This window comes from Peribacillus sp. NPDC097224, assembly GCF_044761985.1.
Classification (GTDB): domain Bacteria; phylum Bacillota; class Bacilli; order Bacillales; family DSM-1321; genus Peribacillus.
In genome coordinates, this window is the sequence record NZ_JBIWDK010000001.1 from 420,747 (window position 1) to 439,326 (window position 18,580).

Genomic DNA, 18,580 nt, shown 5'->3' on the forward strand with positions numbered 1-18,580 from the left:
AGGAAACAATGACATGACTTAAAATAATCAATCATCTTAGATTGGGAGGAATCTTCATGCAACTATTAAAAGAAAAAATCTTGTCAGAGGGGCAAGCGTTATCTAAAGACATTTTAAAAGTGGATTCATTCTTGAACCACCAAATGGATCCTGTGCTAATGAAAGAAATCGGTAAAGAATTTGTAAAACGATTTGCACATAAAGAGATAACAAAGGTGCTTACGATTGAATCTTCGGGGATTGGACCAGGTCTTATGGCAGCTTTGGAATTGGATGTTCCATTAATTTTTGCTCGTAAACGTAAATCCCTTACATTGACTGAGGGGCTAGTGACGGCATCGGTTCATTCCTTTACTAAAAAAGAAACCAATACTATTTCCGTATCGGATAAGTATATTAAAGCCGGTGATAAAGTCTTAATAATCGATGACTTTTTAGCTGTTGGACAGGCTGCCCGGGGGTTGGCGGATATTTGTAAACAGGTAGGCGCTGAAGTGGTCGGTATAGGAATCGTTATAGAGAAAGCTTTCCAAAGTGGTGGCAAAGATCTTAGGGATCAAGGTTTCCAAGTTGAATCCTTAGCAAGGATCAAGGAGTTGAACGTAGGCCAAATAACATTCATTGAGGAGCGGGAAGGAGCTATCGTTCATGTCTGAAAATCAATCCCCATTGAAAGTTGCATCGTTAGGGTTACAACACGTTCTTGCAATGTATGCTGGTGCCATTGTTATCCCCCTTATTGTTGGTGGTGCTATGGGATTGAACTCGACACAGTTGACCTATTTAGTTTCAATCGACATTTTAATGTGTGGTATTGCGACTTTATTGCAAGTCGTAAAAATGAAATATTTTGGGATTGGCCTTCCTGTAGTACTTGGTTGTACTTTCACCGCAGTAAGTCCGATGATTGCAATTGGTACTCAGTATGGGATGAATAGCATTTATGGGGCCATTCTGGTTTCAGGTTTGATTGTGGTTTTGATCAGTAAGTTTTTTGGGAAGCTATCGAGGTTCTTCCCGCCTGTTGTAACAGGATCGGTAGTTACAATCATTGGAATTACGCTCATTCCAGTGGCCATTAATAATCTGGGGGGCGGACAAGGTGCGGTTGATTTTGGTTCCTTGAATAATGTAGCCCTTGGTTTTGGAACGTTGCTATTCATCATTTTGATGTATAAGTTCTCAACGGGCTTTGCCAGGTCCATTGCTATTTTACTTGGATTATTCTTTGGGACATTTGTGGCTTTCTTCATGGGTAAAGTAGAATTCAGTGCCGTAGAGGGCGCTTCATGGCTTCATATGCCACATTTTTTCTATTTCGGTTTTCCTGAGTTTAATATCACGGCCATCATAACCATGACCCTGGTTGCTGTAGTAAGTTTAGTGGAATCAACAGGTGTTTACTATGCTTTGGGGGAAATCACAGATAAAGAAATTTCTGAAGATGACTTGGCGCGGGGGTATCGTTCGGAAGGATTGGCCAGTATAATCGGTGGTCTGTTTAATGCATTTCCATATACGGCTTTTTCGCAAAATGTGGGCCTGATTCAATTATCGGGCATCAAAACAAGAAATGTCATTTATGTAGCTGCGAGCATGCTCATATTAATTGGTTTCGTACCTAAAATAGGTGCGTTCACAACGATCATTCCTCCATCCGTTTTAGGAGGCGCGATGGTAGCCATGTTCGGGATGGTGATTGCAGCGGGAATTAAAATGCTGAGCAGGGTGGATTTTTCCTCCCAGGAAAATTTGTTGATCATTGCCTGTTCAGTAGGTATGGGAATAGGGGTGACGGTTGTTCCCGAGGTGTTCGCAAATATTCCTGGCGGCATCCAGATTCTAACCGAAAATGGTATCGTTGCTGGAAGTTTAACTGCGATCTTCTTGAATATCATTTTCAATGTTATCCCGACAAAAGGGAGAGTAAAGAAAGTGCGTATCGAAGGACAAAAAGTAGCCTGATTATTTTCACATGATCAAAAAATGAGTCTGTCTTCCTTATCCGATTCGGTGGGGAGGCAGTTTTTATTTGTCCCCTAGGCAACTGAATTAAAATGGTTGGTTTAAAAAATAAAAAGGAAACTCTCTTCACTTTCTGAATATATTATTAGTATCTGTTTAAGAAAGAAAGTGATAGGAATGGAAAAAAAATATTGTATGCATTGTCGGACCATTTTGAATCAGGAATGTAGATGTTTTGTCTGTGGGAAAGAGGAATTTCAGAACATCATCATCCAAGTACAAAATCAATCTTCCGTGGAGAAAGAAGAATGAAAGAACCCCCTTACCAAGTATGAAGGTAAGGGGGTTCTTTCATGTTGATACTAGCTTTCAATCATCAGAATAATATGAAGGGTTCCAGCCCCTTCGAGGACTACAGGCAAATTGATGGCTTGATTGAAGCCATACATTTTCGTTTGACCGACAAGGACGGTTGGTGGTGTTATATCCATTAAGGTATCATCATTTGCTAAGGAAGTTGCGAGATTACCTGCAAGCATATTACCAAGCTCTGCGGCGAACGACTCTAGCATTTCGCCTTCTAGAGGCATTCCAAACATGACTTCGCCTATTTTACTTACACAGTCACTTGTTCCTTCGATAATTAATCTACCCCGAACGGCTCCCGTCATTCCAATAAGTACAGAGATGGATTCCTGTTCAAAAGGTTGCATAATGAGGGAAGGCTTCTGGACATCCGAAGAAAAAGGAAGGACGGACTTCACTGCTGAAATCGTACCGTTTAAAACTTTCGTAATGCTAGCGCTGATTTCCATTTAAATTCCTCCGATTGTATGGTTAATCCTATAATATCAAATTTATAGGGTGAAATACCTATTTTATTGAAAAAAATAATGAAAAATATGTATTTAAGACTACGTGGTTTTTTAGAATTAAATTCAAAGGGATTGGGAAGCTTAACCATATATTGATTAATAAGGAGTGAATTCATGTCATATCTTTTATCTGCTTCCCACATAAAACTCCCTTATCAACTTTCACAGGAAAAAATCATGGAGTTTTCCCGCGAAATTTTCGGTGCATCTTTTAAGAATATAGAACGATTATTGCAGGCGTTCAAAAACGGCCAAGTTGAAAATAGGTATTTTTCCAATGACCTGGATTGGTTTAGGGAAGATCATACTTTTCAAGAAAAAAATGAAGTATATGTTAAACAGGCTGTCGAATTCGGAAAAGAGGCCGTAGAAAAGTGTTTGGTTAATACTGATTTCTTGAAAAATGGGATTCATCCTAATGAAATTGACGCCTTTTTTTATATTTCAAGTACTGGAATAGCCACCCCAACCATAGATGCGAGGATCATGAATGAACTTCCTTTTAATTCTCATATGAAAAGGATACCGATATGGGGGCTGGGTTGTGCCGGGGGGGCAAGTGGCCTATCACGCGCATTTGAATATTGTAAAGCGTTTCCGAAAGCAAAGGTTATCGTATTGTGTGTAGAACTGTGTAGCTTAACCTTTCAGAAAAATGATATTTCCAAAAGTAATTTAATTGGGACCTCTTTATTTTCCGATGGAATTAGCTGTGTCTTGATCTGCGGTGATGATGCTAAGGTTGAAGGAAAATCAAATAAAGACCACCATCTGCATTTCTTGAATTCACAATCCACCCTTATGCCCAATTCATTGGATGTGATGGGGTGGGATTTGAAAGACCAGGGCCTCCATGTCATCTTCTCAAAAGACATACCTACTATCATCAAGGAATGGCTTAAACCGAACGTGGAAGACTTTTTAAAGGAGGAAGGACTTAGACTTGGGGATATTAAGGATTTTATAGCCCACCCTGGCGGAAAGAAGGTTATTGATGCCTATCATGAATCGTTAGGTTTCAACGAAGGGATGACGGCGGAATCAATGGCGGTTTTAAGAGAGTTTGGTAATATGTCATCGGCTACGATTTTGTATGTACTGGAGAGATTCATGAAGCGTAGTGGTCAAACTGGTCAATATGGTCTTGCCGCTGCATTGGGGCCAGGATTTTCATCTGAATTAGTATTAATGAGGTGGAACTGATGCTATTTGGGATTTTTATAGGCTTGATTGCCTTACAGCGCCTTGCTGAATTATACATCGCCAAGCAAAATGAAAAGCAGATGAAGAGAATTGGGGGAGTCGAGTATGGAGTGGACCATTATCGGTGGATGGTCCTCTTGCACTTGAGTTTCTTTTTAGCACTCATATTTGAGGTAGTTGGATTTACTAGAGCTTTTTCTCCCCTTTGGCCGATTTGGTTATCGTTGTTTTTATTGGCCCAAGTAGGCCGGGTTTGGGTGATCATGTCTCTTGGTAAGCATTGGAATACAAAAATCATAGTCGTTCCTGACGCGGAAGTAATCATCAAAGGCCCCTATAGGTATGTTAAACATCCGAATTACCTCATCGTGGCCACTGAAATAATCGTTATTTCACTGTTATTCAATGCTTATTATACAGCAATGATATTCAGCCTTTTAAATGTCTGGATGATGTCAGTGAGGATACCACTAGAAGAAAGGGCTTTAAAAGAACATACGGAATATTCTACAGCTTTTAAGCAAAAATAATAAAAAGTTTGGTTTTCTTATTGAAAATGATTATCGTTCGTGATAAGATTCTAAATGAAGATGAAAATTATTCTCAATGGTTGTATTGAAAAGAAAAACTATTACAATTAAAACTAAAAATGTACGAATATAAAAGAGGATGGTGTTTTGTAATGATTTGGTTATTCATTTTATTGACAGTCGCTACATATACATTTGTGATGAAACATGTGTTGAATAATATCCAAAAACCGGCTAAGGTGAATCGTTCTTTAACCCAGTCAAATAACGAAAATCAAACTAGTTACCACCCAACACCCTCACCTCGGTAAGAATCTGCATTCAGTAAAGCAATAAGCCTTATGAAAGCCCACAAAATTGTGGGCTTTTTTGAGTTTTCCAATGCATTACGGCGTCTTTTACTAGTAAAACATCAAGCAAACGGTATGAATAACAAACGAAATCGTTTACAATAGGAGTATCAAAATGACGATAGAATAAGGGGTATGGAAAGATGATTTCTGAAGTAACCAAGCAACAGTCTAAATTGGGGATTTTGACTGCCATGTATGAAAAATTCCAATTGGCAGGTGATACGGGTAATGCCGATAAACTGAAACAGTTAATCATGAAAGTGAATAAAGAAGAATTTATCATTGCTTTTTGTGGTCATTTTTCCGCAGGGAAATCAAGCATGATCAATTACTTTTTGGGTGATCAAGTATTGCCTTCTAGTCCGATTCCTACGAGTGCCAATACAGTTAAAGTTCAAAAAGGAGATGACTATGCCAAGGTCTTTTATCATCATCAGCCACCGGTAGTATTTCCTGCACCATATGATTTTAAAGAGGTAAAGAAATTCGCCAAGGACGGCGATTCCGTATCGGCCATTACCATTAGCTCCAATCAGTTTCAATTGCCAGATTCTTGTGCAATCATGGATACGCCGGGAATTGACTCGACCGATGATGCTCACAGGGTATCGACTGAATCAGCCTTGCATCTAGCGGATGTCGTTTTTTATGTTATGGATTATAACCATGTCCAATCTGAAGTGAATTTCCTTTTCACGAAAGAATTAGTAGAAGCGGAAAAACCGACGTACTTAATTATCAATATGATTGATAAGCATGATGAAAATGAGCTGAGCTTCCAGAATTTTAAATTATCGGTTTCAGAAGCTTTTGCGAATTGGAATGTATATCCTGATGGAATCTTTTTTACGTCTGTTAGAGATTTGGACAATAGCGAGAATGAAATTGAAACTGTGCGGAATTTTCTGTATGAAATGGCGGAAAATGGTTTGTCGAATGGCAAGGACGCCATCATGCAATCTGCGAATGCTCTTGTTGAAAGACATCTTATCTGGTTAAAAGAGCAGTATGAAGAAGAACATGCCAGTGAATTTGAAGTACTGTCGGAGCTTCCTAATGAAGAGCGGATAAAGTTGACAGACCAAGTGGATAAACTAATCAAGGAAAAGGGATCTTTAACGGATCGCTTGGAGAAGATAAAAGCCCAGTTTGCCGAGGATTTGGAAGTCATTTTGAAAAGCGCGTATATCATGCCGGCAACTACTCGCGATTTGGGAAAATCATTCTTGGAATCCGTCCAGCCCGATTTTAAAATGGGATTATTATTTGCAAAGAAAAAAACGGAAGCTGAACGTGCGGAGCGCCTTCAATCCTTCTTAGCTGATTTGCAAGAAAAGGTTAAGACTCAACTTGAATGGCACCTTAAAGAGTTGGCGGTAAAGACTCTTACTGAGGCAGAAGTACATGATGCAACGCTAGAAAGTGATGCCCAGACATTACATATCGAGATTACAGAAGAGTATATCCGGAAATCTCTGAAACCACAGGTCAATGTTACAGGGGAATATGTATTGAACTATACCAATGACCTAGCTTCCACGATTAAAAAGAAGTCCCGTGATGAAGCGGATGTATTTTTCAATAAAGTGATTGTCACCCTGGAAGAAAGAATTGGTTTACAATCAGAATCCATTGATAAAGAGCTGGAAGGTTTTGCTGATTTTGCAGAAGCCCTTAAGGTTACAGCAGCAATGAACGGTGAAATAGCCGCTCATAAGGAACAGTTGGATGCCATTGCCAATCAGACTGTACAGTCAGCCAAGGAAAGTGATATCGAGGCACTTCTGACTCAATGGGATGAAGAAGATAAAAATATCAAGGTTAAAATAATGAATACGAGTGAAACCGAAGCGGTAAATCAGGAAAAGAAACAGAAGCCATCCCAAACGTCCATGGAAGAAAAAAAGGTGCAAATCGAATCGGTCACCCCTTCTATGAGTAAAGGGGACTTACGTGGTAAGGAAAAATTGATGGATACGGCAAGAAACTTACAAAGTGCAGCCAAACTGATTCAACCTTTGAAAGGTTTCCAATCGCTCTATAAAGAATTAACAGAGAAGGCGAGTAGACTCGAAAAGCAGACATTCACTGTTGCATTATTCGGTGCTTTCAGTGCCGGCAAGTCATCTTTCGCCAATGCATTGATGGGGGAAACCGTTTTACCGGTATCACCGAACCCTACCACTGCCGCAATCAATAAAATCTTGGCTTCGGACAGTGAACATCCACATGGTACAGCGACTGTTAAATTAAAAACCGAAGAAATGCTCCTAGAGGATGTGAAATTGGCTTTAAGTGCGTTTGGTCAAACTGCCAAGTCACTGAGTGAGGCACATCAACTAGCTTTGGAGATTATCGAAAAAGCGGGTGAAGTGGATAAAGGGAAAACTCATCTATCCTTCCTTCGTGCGTTCCATCAAGGAATGCCGCCATACCAAAAAGATTTAGGGTCAGTCATAACGGTGGATTTGGAAGGATTCAAGAGTTTTGCAGCAGAGGAATCGAAGTCATGTCTCGTGGATTTGATTGAATTACGTTACGACTGTGAAATGACAAAGCAGGGCATGGTGCTTGTCGATACCCCTGGAGCGGATTCCATTAATGCCAGGCATACTGGAGCTGCCTTCGAGTATATTAAAAACTCGGATGCGATTCTCTTCGTGACCTATTACAACCATCCCTTTTCAAAGGCTGACCGAGAATTCCTGATCCAACTTGGTCGCGTTAAGGATTCTTTTGCAATGGATAAAATGTTCTTTATCGTCAATGCAGTCGATCTTGCCCAGAATACCGACGAGTTGGAAGAAGTGATGGAGTATGTTACGGATCAATTGAATGGCTTCGGTATCCGTTTTCCAAAGCTATTCCCGCTTACTAGTAAAGGTGCTTTGGAAGAAAAGAAACTTCCTGGTTCATTCAAGCACTCTTTCCTTCAGGATAGTGGAATAACGGAATTTCAATTGCAATTCGATTCGTTCATCGAACATGACTTAACGGGGCTTGCAATCGAATCGGCGCAGGCGGCTGTACGAAGGACCGAAGAATTAATGCGTGATGTTATTACGGCCTCTAAGCAAGATGAGAAAGCCAAGCAAAAGGCCCTTGAGACATTGGCGCAAGAGGCTCAGACCATAACAGGAATTTTGGAAGTCATTAAAGGGGATGCCGAAAAACTACGGTTGAAAAAAGAGATTGATGAATTGACTTTCTATAGTAAACAACGGGTGTTTTTCCGGTTCAATGACTTTTTCAAGGAATCATTCAACCCTGCTGTCATAAAGGACGACGGACAGGACTTGAAACAGGTCCTTAAGTTAGCCTTAAAGGACCTACTCGAATCATTAGGATTCGACCTATCACAGGAAATGCGTGCCACAGCATTGAGGACTGAGATGTTCGTCAATAAATTGTTGAATGAAAAACAAGTCGGTTTGCTCCAACAGATCCAGAATGTCCGAAAAACAATTTCGTTACAACCATATGAACCAAGTGAGAAAGAGTCCCTTGAGTTCACAAGTGCTTTTAACCAAATGGATGCGGGTGAATTCAAAAAAGAGTTAGCTCAGTTCAAGAATCCAAAAAGCTTCTTCGAAAAAAATGAAAAGGTAAAAATGAGTGAGGATATCCAATTGCGCTTGGATGAGCCTGCCTCAATTTACGTGAAAGAACAGGGTGCCCGTCTTTTTGAATTATATACAACGATTCTGGATCAGGAATTGCTATCGATTCAAAAGAAATTCCAAGCGGAAATAGCCGATGTGTTTGCTGGGTTACGTGCTGCTTTAGAGGAAAAGGTAGATTTACCTTACTATGAGGCTGCTGTAGAAAAATTGGTAAAAATGAATTCTTAGAATAATAATGGAAACGTGGTTACTTTATGAAAGAAAACCTTATTTCACTTTTGTCCGAACTTGAAAAGCGTGAACATATTACAATCATGATGGCTGCTGTAACAGGCAGCCATTCTTTTGGTCTATCATCATCAAGTTCGGATTTCGATGTCAGATTTATTTATGTCCAAAATGAAGTCAAAACATATTTATCGATAAGCAAGCCTGTCGACTCCATCCAGTTGGTTGAGGGCTCTTTAGACCTCGTAGGATGGGATTTGTTCAAGGCCTCCCGGCTCATGTTAAAGAGTAACCCTTCTGTTTATGAGTCAGTTACGTCTCCCATTCAACTTATCGACGAGCCAACCTATCGCAGAAATATGCTAAGTTTAATGAATGTAGCTTATTCCAAAAAGGTTTTAGGGCATCATTACCTCCGCATGATTAAGAGCAATATTCAACGATTGGCTGAAGAAAAGGATACGGAAATTAAAACGTTAAAAACTTGGGTACAAGTTTATCGATCGTATTTGACGTTACACTATCTAATCCAAAAAAAATCGCTACCACCCATAGATGTGTGGGAATTGCTGGAGTCCGTGGTGCTTGAAGAAGATATGAAAAAGAGGATGACTACAATATTCATGGCTAAACAAAGCGAAGATTTTCCGAAACTTGCAAGTGAAGAAAATCTTAAGGTCTTGAAAGGAACATTCCCCTTCTTGGAAGAGAATGTAACAAAGCTTCCGGTGGGAAGGGACATGGAGAAGGAACTCAATCATATAAATTGGTCCATTCTAAAGGGGGAGAGATAGTAAAATGGGATATATAATAGAGGTAGAAGAGTTAATATCCATGAGCAAATTAGAGGATGTCAGAATTTGTGATTGCCGATATAAGCTTGGGTCACCAGAAGTGGGCGGTAAAGAATACGAAAAAGAACATATTACAGGTGCCGTATATTTTGATTTAGAAAAAGACTTATCTGGACAGGTTGAAGAACATGGAGGGAGACATCCGCTTCCGAATTTGGTTCAGTTTAAAAATAAGCTAGAATCATATGGAATAACCAACGATACAATTTTAGTTGCCTATGATGGTGGGGAGGGTAGCTTCGCTTCAAGATTCGTTTGGCTGCTTTCCTATATTGGGCACCAGAATGTCTACATCCTGAATGGTGGATATCAGGCATGGAAGGATGGAGGGTACCCTTCGGATTCCAGTATACCAGAATATAAACAGGCAGAATATCGACTACACATACATGAACCCATTTTGGCTTCTTACGAAAAGGTGAAGGAGTTTAGCGAAAAGAGACCGGATGACGTGGTGTTGATAGACTCAAGGGAAACTAAACGGTTCTTAGGAATTGTAGAGCCTATCGATAAAAAGGCAGGGCACATACCGGGGGCAATCAATAAGGTATGGACGAATGTTCTTGACGGGGGATATTTCTTGAAAAGGGATGAACTGAAGAAAACATTCGAGGGTATTAGCGGTGATAAGGAAATCATCGTTTATTGTGGTTCAGGTGTGACGGCTTCTCCCAATTATATTGCACTGAAGGAAGCCGGTTTCACTAATGTCAAGGTATATGTAGGAAGCTTCAGTGACTGGATTTCCTACCCGGATAATCCTATAGGATGATTAAGTTATTTCCAATTAACAATCCTCAAAAAGGTGTACAGCTATGGTAAAATAGATATACATCATGATAGAGGTGATAAAGTGTTAACGAATGAAAAAGAACAGCAGCCTTCCTTTATGCTTGTCGATGGAATGGCACTTTTATTTAGAGCCTTTTATGCAACGGCTGTCACAGGCCAGTTTATGATTAATTCTAAAGGGGCCCCCACAAATGCTGTACAGGGTTTCTTAAAGCATATGCTCACAGCGGTAAATCATTTCTCCCCTAGTCATATTGCAGTTTGCTGGGATATGGGTAGTAAAACTTTCCGTAATGAATTATTTGATGGGTATAAGGCTAACAGAACGTCTGCCCCAGTTGAAATGATTCCACAATTCGAATTAGCGAAACAAGCGGTCGAGGCTTTTGATATTCCTAATATAGGACTTCCGGGGTATGAGGCGGATGACTGTATCGGTACCATTGCAAAAGCTTCAGCCAATCATAGTCGCGTCGGAATCCTAACGGGTGACCAAGACATGCTTCAGCTGATTGAAGATAACATTTCCGTCCTCTTACTAAAAAAGGGTTACGGCAATTATGAAGTGCATAATCCCACTAGTTTCTTTGAATGGAAAGGGATTACCCCTAGACAGATGATCGACCTTAAAGCATTGATGGGTGATACTGCGGACAATTATCCAGGTGTAAAAGGGATTGGGGAAAAAACAGCGTTGAAGTTATTGATACAATATCAAAATATTGAGGGTATCCTGGAAAATGTTGCTTCATTGACGAAGGGACAGCGGACAAAGATTGAATCAGCCCTTGATATGCTTCATTTATCAAGGCAGCTGGCGGAAATCAAATGTGATGTTCCGATATCATGTACCTTAGATCAGGCGATCTATCAATTCGATCGTGAAAAAGTCCAAAATCTTGCCAGGGATCATGAATATAAAACACTATTGCGGATGCTATAAAATGAATGAGCGAATTCCTTAATGGGGAATTCGTTTTTTATTTAAATAGGGGTTTTTGTCGAAAAATGGATAGGCAAAACCCCTAATTTACGGTAAGATGTAAAAAGTATGAATGATGGAGTGGATGCAGTAGTGGGGCAATCAACTGAAGAATATGTGAGATTTCTTGAAGGAAAAGGTTTCTCTTTCGGAGATGATGCCATAGGCTTTATTTATTTTGGCAAACGGTACACGGAAGCGAGTGATACTTTAGTCAATACGGCAATCGAATTGACCTTGAAAATCCAAAAAAAGTTTGATGGCAGTTTTTATATCTCTTTCCTTGAAAACCTAAAGCAAAATGGCATTGAAACGCGCTTTGCAGCGGTAGCGTTTGCTAAAGAACAAGGTTTACTTAAATAGGCTGGACTTCGTAAGTAGAAGTCCAGCCTATTTACGTTACTTCCCTCGGTATAGATTTTCTTTGTGGCAGTTCAGCAAGAATCATGCCGGCAAAAATGAATCCACAACCGGTTAAAGAAGCGATTGTCAATTTTTCATCAATCCATATGTATGAGGTCATTGCAGCAAATACAGGTTCCATAGAAAAAATCAAGGCAACCCTAGTGGGCGTCGTATACGCCTGAAAATAGGTTTGTGCAAAAAAAGCAAATGAGGTGGCCAAGACTGAAGTTACTAATAGGGCCGTCCAAACCTCTGGCTGTAGCATGACCTCAGCCTTGAAGACTACTGAATAATTCTCACCAAAAAGCAAGGCGGAGAGAAAGGATAAAAGGGATACCGTTCCTATTTGTATTAGCGTCAATGGAAGCGCCGGAAGGGTTTTTGCATATTTTGCGGTCGTGATGATTTGCATGGCAAAGCTGATGGCACACAGAAACACTAAGAAATCCCCGACATTCACAGATGAATGGTCAACGAATGCCATTAAGTAAAGCCCAAAAGTTGCAACAACGACTCCCAAAACCGTATTGCGTGACAGCTTCAATTTTAGGAGCACCAAAGAAAAAACGGGGACCATCACCACACTTAATCCAGTAATGAAGCCTGTCTTTGCAGGAGTCGTTAACTCTAGCCCTTTTGTTTGAAAGGCATAACCCAAGAAAAGCCAAACCCCGATATGAAGTCCTGCCAACATTGTTTCTTTATGGTATCTATTCCCTTTTTTATGTAAAGTCAAAAAATATGGTACAAGCAAAAACAGAAAGGCAATGAGAAAGCGGACAGCATTAAAGCTAAAGGGTTCGAGAAAAGAGATGGCATTTTGAACCATTACAAATGTGACACCCCAAATAAATACCACGAATAGTAAAGTTGCATCAGCAGTCTTTTTCATGTTGATCCTTATTCAGACGTATGGCCCGTCGAGCTAACTCATCCGCCGATTTATTCTCTATACTTGGTATCCATTTCACGAAAAACAACTCTAGTTGGTCGGTTAGTTTAAGTGCTTCATAAAGCAAGGGCCCGTATTTCTTTTTAGCAAACTTCTTTTCAATAGCCTGGTTAATTGCCTGGGAATCCGTTCGGAATGAGACGACTTGATAATTACTGGCAACACAAATCTCTAAAGCCTTAATTAATGCATGGTATTCCGCCTCGTGGTTTTCCATACAGCCAAGTGGAATTGAATGACGCTCTACCACACCGTTATTATTTATGAAAATGCCTGCGCCACTTGGTCCAGGGTTTCCGGCACTTGCACCATCTATATACACTTCAATCATGATGTTCCTCCTCGAGTACACAATATTAATATGATATGATTAAAACTTGTTTCCTATATCATTCTCACTTTGGAAACGAAAAATATTTTCATTTCCAAAGTGAGAAATTCGTGTTGTTTAGGGAACTACTATAAAGGAATATTATAAGAATATTTAATAGTATATTTTATATTATAGATGGTATTACGGAAAATAGGTATGAAAATTGTCGAACCTAATCGTATAAAATAGAGCGATTTTAAGGAGCTGAAAATCATTGAAAGTAATCATGCATTGGAAATATAAAACCTCCAGGAAACCTTCAGCGGATTTCACTTCAGATTGGCTTGATGCCGGAAGTGCTTTAATCATAGCTGACGACCTTGAAAAAACGGGCCGACTGAAGGACGTAGAATTCAAGGATGATTTCGATACAACATGGACGAAGAAAGAATTAAAGAAACTTTTGACAGTGGTTGAAGAGGAGCCGCAGGATGTGACGGTCTTTTTTGATGGGGGCTACCAAAAAGATCAAAAAACTGCTGGAATAGGCGTAGCCATTTATTATCGGCAGGGAAAAAAACACTTCCGCAATCGCTCGAATGTAAAGCTTGAACAATTGGAATCCAACAATGAAGCGGAGTATGCTGCATTTTATGAGGCGTTGAATCGGATGGAAGACTTGGGTGTGCATCATCAAAGCTGTTCCTTTAAAGGAGATTCCCTTGTTGTATTGAATCAATTGTCGGGAGATTGGCCATGCATGGAAGAGACCCTAAATAAATGGTTGGATCGCATAGAAGCGAAACTGGAAAAGATGAAAATCATTCCGGTCTATAAGCCAATTTCGCGGAAGGAGAATCAGGAAGCGGATCGTTTGGCAACACTCGCTCTTCAAGGTGAATCCATTTTTAGTAATTTGGAAATTATTGATCAAAGGAGTCGTAATAGCGATGAATCGGAAAAAAATATATGAAGAAGTAGAAGAGGTGATTGTATCTTACTGCCAGGATTGCTTTCTGCAAAAACAATTCCGAAAAGATAAAGGTCGTTCATATGCTCATAAGTTCTGTATATCACAGTGTACTGTGGGAGAAAAATTAAGAGAGCTGGGAAACAAACTGGTTGATGATACACAGGTATAAGAAGTGGGTCCTACTTTTTTCACAATAACATAGAATAATATGGTATTATAGGGAAAAAGAAGGAAAAGTGTGGAGCTATGAATAAAAGAAAAGGAAAGTTAAATAAAGAGTGGAAAGTACCGCTTACCATTCCCGAAATCGATTCTTTGTTGGAAGAACTGAATAAAAAGACAAAAGAAAACCAAGAGTCAGTTAGTGACCTTCATGATAAACAAAAAATGGGGGATCACCTACACCACCAAATAAACGATATTACGGTACAAATAAAGAATATATTTGATGACATACGCAAAGAAGAGAAAATTCAACGCAGGACAATTGACGGAATTCAAGCGGAAATTGTCCCAGTCATTCAAGAGGCAGCCAGGATTCCGGATATTTACTACTTATTCGAAGAAATGCAGTCCAAAAACGAATATACGTATAAGCATAATATAGGGGTCGGGATCATAGCGACCTATTTAGGGAAGAAGCTCGGATTGTCGAGTGAAAGTCTCTCCAATCTTACATTAGCGGCAACCCTTCATGATGTGGGTAAAACTAGGATACCTGAGAGTTTATTAGACAAGCCGGGGAAACTAACCTTTGCAGAATATGAAGAAATGAAACGGCATACGATTTATGGATACGAGCTACTTAAGAACATACCAGGGCTCCATCCTTCTATAGCATTGACGGCACTTCAGCACCATGAGCGTGAGGATGGGCATGGATATCCATTAAACCTGAACGGGAATAATATTTACTATCTTTCCAAAATCGTAGCAATAGCTGATGTGTTTCATGCCATGTCCTCAAATCGGGTTTATCATCAGGCCATGCCATTTTATATGGTCATCGAACAAATGAACCGAGATGTGTTCGGAAAATTCAATCCTGAAATTTTGTTGGTATTCATTAATTCCTTGATGGAAACGCTAGTGGGAAAAGAAGTCGTGCTGACGAATCAGCAGATTGGGACGATTATCATGATAAACCCATATGACCCTCTTAAAGTACTGATGAAAACCGATGCAGGTTTCGTGGATTTAAGAATGGAAAAGGAATTACAAATTGAGCGGATCATAAGTTAATGAGAAAAAGAGCCGGATTTAAATATCGGGCTCTTTGTCCTTTGGCTTTACCGAATCGAAATAGGCTTTTAGCATTACTCTATTTTCAACGAAATCGGCAATTGTATATTGATCAAGAACCTTAAGAAAAGCGTCTAAGGCATTATTAAGTACAAATTTTAAAGAACATACGGGAGAAATCACACAGTTATCATCATCTTTGAAGCATTCTACTAAGTAAAAATCTTCCTCCGTTTTACGGACCAATTCTCCAACATTTATCTCATCAGGTTTTTTTGCCAGCCGTAACCCACCATTTCGTCCGCGTACTGTCTCAATATAGCCCAATTTACCAAGGTTATAGACAATTTTCATCAGGTGGTTTTTAGATATATGATAGACTTCAGAAATCTCTTTTATATTTGTCAACGTGCTTTGTTCCTGGGAAGCTAGGTAAATCAAAACTCTTAGTGAATAATCTGAATAACTCGTTAGCCTCATGTTTTTCGCCTCACATTCTATCCCTTTGACTATATCATAAATGTGAACATTTTTTAACATCAATGCTAAAGTGCTAAAAAGAAGTATTCTAGATATTGCTTTTATCGATATTTGGTTTTAAGATAAACATGTATTTAAAATACTTGTTTATTCAAAAGAGGAGCCTAAACATGTTATCTCAAAAAACCATTGATATCATAAAATCCACCGTGCCTGTATTAGAAGTGCATGGTACTACCATTACAACTGTTTTTTATAAAAATCTTTTTGAAGCCCATCCAGAGCTATTGAATATTTTTAATCACACTAACCAGAAAAAGGGGCGTCAACAAAACGCATTAGCGAACACGGTGCTAGCTGCCGCTAAATATATCGACCAGCTTGAAACGATTTTACCGGCAGTTAAACAAATTGCTCAAAAACATAGAAGCCTTATTGTGAAACCTGAGCATTATCCTATTGTCGGAGAATACTTATTGGCTGCTATCAAGGAAGTGTTGGGTGATGCAGCTACCGAGGAGATCCTTCAAGCATGGGGAGATGCATACGGTGTCATAGCTGATGTTTTCATTAACATGGAGAAGGAAATGTATGACCAGGCATCTAACCAGAATGGGGGATGGACTGATTTCAAACCGTTTACTGTTATTAAGAAGGTACGGGAAAGTGAAGTCATAACTTCTTTCTATTTAAAATCTGCCGATGGAGAAGCTGTCCCATCATATTTACCTGGGCAATATTTAACAGTACGCATCGAAATCCAGGGTGAACAGTATTTATTCAACCGTCAATATAGTTTATCGGATGCACCAGGAAAAGAATATTTCCGTATCTCCGTCAAAAAAGAAAAAACACAAGTCTCTCCTGATGGAAGGGTCTCGAACCACCTGCACGATGCCATTCAAGTTGGGGATAGTATTGAGGCGACGGTTCCTGCAGGAGACTTTACCCTGGACTTAAAAAAACAATCACCAATTGTCTTTCTTAGCGGAGGTGTTGGAATCACGCCTTTCATGAGTATGATGCATTCCCTTGCTGACCTACAGTCTGAACGTGATGTACAATTGGTCCATGCTTGTGAGAATGGGGCAGTTCAGCCGTTTAGAGAAGAATTGGCAGGACTTTCACAAAAGCTAGTAAACTATCAATTATCGTATGTTTTCATGAACCCTAGTAAAGAAGATCAAGATCTTCCAAACTATGAAAAACAAGGATACATGGATGTTGAGCTTTTAAGCAATCATATTAAAGCGGATGCAGATTATTATGTATGTGGTCCTGTACCATTTATGAAAACGATCATCACTCACTTGAAGGAGCTAGGGGTCGATTCCGAAAAAATTCATTATGAGTTTTTCGGTCCGGCAATGCCCCTTTAAGATTTAGTAAGGCACCTGGAATGTTGTTGACATCACGACGATAATTTTGCATACTATATTAAAACAATGAACGTTGAGAGAAGATTAGTATGCGAAATATTACTGTGACAGAGAGCGGAGTTTATAGCTGGAAGACCCGCGACAGAAAAGCGCAGAACCTGCTTCTTGAGTCCTATGCAAAACATAGGCGCGAACCCTGGCGTTATTAGGTAAAGTGGGATGTATACATGTGCATCCAATGAAGGTGGTACCACGGAGAGAGCTCTTTTCGTCCTTATTTCGAGGATGAAAAGGGCTTTTTTTCATTTTTAAGATATTTATTGGAGGAAAAAATCGATGGAAAAGAAGCGCATCGTTGTAAAGATAGGAAGTAGTTCTTTAACAAACAACCAAGGTGAAATCGACCAAAAGAAATTTTCCGATCATATTCACGCAGTAGCGGCCTTACGTTCAGCTGGGCATGAAGTGGTTTTAGTTTCATCCGGAGCGGTAGCAACTGGCTTTCGTAAATTAGGTTATCCGACAAGGCCTGTTACATTAAAAGGAAAACAAGCGGCAGCCGCGGTCGGTCAAAGTCTATTGATTCAGTCCTATATGGAGCAACTGGGCCAATTCGGGATCGTCCCGGCGCAAATTTTGTTAACAAGAAATGATTTTTCGAATAAAGAACGCTATCAAAATGCCTATGCTACATTGATGGAATTGCTTGAGCGGGGGATTCTTCCGATAATTAATGAAAATGATACCGTATCCATTGCGGAACTGACATTCGGGGATAATGATATGTTATCTGCCCTTGTTAGCGGCCTTGTCCATGCGAACCAGTTAATCATCCTAACCGATATAAACGGGCTTTATGATTCTAATCCGCAGACTAATCCCATGGCTAGCAGATTCGGCCAGCTTTCTGAAATTACCGAAGAATTGCTGCAAATGGCTGAAGGTGCGGGGTCAAGTGTGGGTACGGGTGGTATGAAATCTAAGCTGATTGCAGCTCAGACAGCCCTTTCCCTGGGAGTTAAGGTGTTTATTGGATCCGGAGAGGGGAGAGAGAAACTCCTTACCATCCTAGAAGGAAACGGTGATGGCACATATATCGGCAATGAGGTCCTAACGACTGTTACCAAAAATAAGCAGTGGATTTCCCTTCATTCAAAAGTGTCAGGGGCGATTTACATCGATGAAGGTGCTGAAAAGGCTTTAGTTTCGAAAGGGTGCAGCTTATTACCTGCAGGGATATATGAGATCAAAGGGAACTTCACTAAGGGGGATGTCGTCGAAGTGTTCGGTGCCAGCGGTGTTTTGGGACGTGGAGAGGTTCTATACTCATCCTCCGAATTGAAGCAGGCGATGGGAAAGCGCACGACTGAGCTTGTCCTTTCTTCGATAGAAGTCATCCATCGTGATAAATGGGTGAAAGCTTAATCAAAA

At 39.9% G+C, this 18,580-nt stretch carries 18 protein-coding genes and 1 other annotated feature; of the genes, 14 read left to right on the plus strand and 4 right to left on the minus strand.

Going from position 1 to position 18,580, the window contains the following annotated elements:
• The first annotated feature begins 56 nt into the window (after positions 1-56).
• Positions 57-656, plus strand: coding sequence for a xanthine phosphoribosyltransferase (locus ACIQXR_RS02165; protein ID WP_402869076.1), 600 nt, complete (start codon positions 57-59; stop codon positions 654-656).
• Positions 649-1,965 (plus strand): nucleobase:cation symporter-2 family protein, encoded by a 1,317-nt coding sequence (locus ACIQXR_RS02170; RefSeq protein ID WP_402869074.1) that lies wholly within the window; start codon positions 649-651, stop codon positions 1,963-1,965. Before ACIQXR_RS02165 ends, ACIQXR_RS02170 begins: the two co-directional genes overlap by 8 nt.
• A 362-nt stretch (positions 1,966-2,327) precedes the next feature.
• On the opposite strand, the gene ACIQXR_RS02175 is transcribed toward ACIQXR_RS02170, so the two are convergent.
• Positions 2,328-2,780 (minus strand): chemotaxis protein CheX, encoded by a 453-nt coding sequence (locus ACIQXR_RS02175; protein WP_402869073.1) that lies wholly within the window; start codon positions 2,778-2,780, stop codon positions 2,328-2,330.
• Positions 2,781-2,954: 174 nt separating this feature from the next.
• On the opposite strand from ACIQXR_RS02175, the gene ACIQXR_RS02180 reads away from it, so the two are divergent.
• From ACIQXR_RS02180 to ACIQXR_RS02210, 7 genes are all read left to right on the plus strand, one after another.
• Complete coding sequence (locus ACIQXR_RS02180) at positions 2,955-4,043, plus strand: type III polyketide synthase (protein ID WP_403079404.1); 1,089 nt, start codon at positions 2,955-2,957, stop codon at positions 4,041-4,043.
• The gene (locus ACIQXR_RS02185; RefSeq protein WP_402869069.1) at positions 4,043-4,573 is read left to right on the plus strand and encodes an isoprenylcysteine carboxyl methyltransferase family protein; all 531 of its coding nucleotides are present in this window, start codon (positions 4,043-4,045) and stop codon (positions 4,571-4,573) included. The genes ACIQXR_RS02180 and ACIQXR_RS02185 overlap by 1 nt, the downstream gene beginning before the upstream one ends.
• A 493-nt stretch (positions 4,574-5,066) precedes the next feature.
• On the plus strand, positions 5,067-8,777 hold the full coding sequence (locus ACIQXR_RS02190) for a dynamin family protein (protein ID WP_403079405.1): 3,711 nt from the start codon (positions 5,067-5,069) through the stop codon (positions 8,775-8,777).
• Positions 8,778-8,803: 26 nt separating this feature from the next.
• Positions 8,804-9,571: a DNA polymerase beta superfamily protein gene (locus tag ACIQXR_RS02195; RefSeq protein ID WP_403079407.1), complete on the plus strand. Its 768-nt coding sequence runs from the start codon at positions 8,804-8,806 to the stop codon at positions 9,569-9,571.
• A gap of 4 nt (positions 9,572-9,575) precedes the next feature.
• On the plus strand, positions 9,576-10,403 hold the full coding sequence (locus ACIQXR_RS02200; protein WP_403079409.1) for a sulfurtransferase: 828 nt from the start codon (positions 9,576-9,578) through the stop codon (positions 10,401-10,403).
• Positions 10,404-10,520: 117 nt separating this feature from the next.
• Positions 10,521-11,366 (plus strand): 5'-3' exonuclease, encoded by an 846-nt coding sequence (locus ACIQXR_RS02205; protein ID WP_402869869.1) that lies wholly within the window; start codon positions 10,521-10,523, stop codon positions 11,364-11,366.
• 108 nt (positions 11,367-11,474) lie between these two features.
• Positions 11,475-11,768 carry a DUF6123 family protein gene (locus tag ACIQXR_RS02210; protein ID WP_402869063.1) on the plus strand — a complete coding sequence of 98 codons (294 nt, stop codon included), beginning with the start codon at positions 11,475-11,477 and terminating at the stop codon, positions 11,766-11,768.
• A 31-nt stretch (positions 11,769-11,799) separates the two neighbouring features.
• On the opposite strand, the gene ACIQXR_RS02215 is transcribed toward ACIQXR_RS02210, so the two are convergent.
• Positions 11,800-12,702, minus strand: coding sequence for a DMT family transporter (locus ACIQXR_RS02215; RefSeq protein ID WP_402869061.1), 903 nt, complete (start codon positions 12,700-12,702; stop codon positions 11,800-11,802).
• On the minus strand, positions 12,686-13,093 hold the full coding sequence (locus ACIQXR_RS02220; RefSeq protein WP_402869059.1) for a reverse transcriptase-like protein: 408 nt from the start codon (positions 13,091-13,093) through the stop codon (positions 12,686-12,688). Before ACIQXR_RS02220 ends, ACIQXR_RS02215 begins: the two co-directional genes overlap by 17 nt.
• Positions 13,094-13,349: 256 nt before the next feature.
• Here ACIQXR_RS02220 and ACIQXR_RS02225 point away from each other — a divergent pair, with 256 nt between their 5' ends.
• The 3 genes from ACIQXR_RS02225 to ACIQXR_RS02235 all read left to right on the plus strand — a co-directional run bounded on the left by ACIQXR_RS02225 (position 13,350) and on the right by ACIQXR_RS02235 (position 15,290).
• Entirely contained in the window at positions 13,350-14,048 is a 699-nt protein-coding gene (locus ACIQXR_RS02225; RefSeq protein WP_402869057.1) for a ribonuclease H family protein, read from the plus strand.
• Positions 14,026-14,217 carry a zinc-finger domain-containing protein gene (locus tag ACIQXR_RS02230; RefSeq protein ID WP_402869055.1) on the plus strand — a complete coding sequence of 64 codons (192 nt, stop codon included), beginning with the start codon at positions 14,026-14,028 and terminating at the stop codon, positions 14,215-14,217. Before ACIQXR_RS02225 ends, ACIQXR_RS02230 begins: the two co-directional genes overlap by 23 nt.
• A 77-nt stretch (positions 14,218-14,294) precedes the next feature.
• Entirely contained in the window at positions 14,295-15,290 is a 996-nt protein-coding gene (locus tag ACIQXR_RS02235) for an HD-GYP domain-containing protein (RefSeq protein WP_402869054.1), read from the plus strand.
• An 18-nt stretch (positions 15,291-15,308) separates the two neighbouring features.
• On the opposite strand, the gene ACIQXR_RS02240 is transcribed toward ACIQXR_RS02235, so the two are convergent.
• Positions 15,309-15,770, minus strand: coding sequence for an RrF2 family transcriptional regulator (locus ACIQXR_RS02240; protein WP_402869867.1), 462 nt, complete (start codon positions 15,768-15,770; stop codon positions 15,309-15,311).
• Between the two features lie 170 nt (positions 15,771-15,940).
• On the opposite strand from ACIQXR_RS02240, the gene hmpA reads away from it, so the two are divergent.
• Both hmpA and proB read left to right on the plus strand, forming a co-directional pair.
• Entirely contained in the window at positions 15,941-17,149 is a 1,209-nt protein-coding gene (gene hmpA / locus ACIQXR_RS02245; RefSeq protein ID WP_403079410.1) for an NO-inducible flavohemoprotein, read from the plus strand.
• A gap of 64 nt (positions 17,150-17,213) precedes the next feature.
• Positions 17,214-17,428: a binding site (T-box leader), on the plus strand.
• A 57-nt stretch (positions 17,429-17,485) separates the two neighbouring features.
• Positions 17,486-18,574 carry a glutamate 5-kinase gene (gene proB / locus ACIQXR_RS02250; RefSeq protein WP_402869051.1) on the plus strand — a complete coding sequence of 363 codons (1,089 nt, stop codon included), beginning with the start codon at positions 17,486-17,488 and terminating at the stop codon, positions 18,572-18,574.
• Positions 18,575-18,580: the final 6 nt, after the last annotated feature.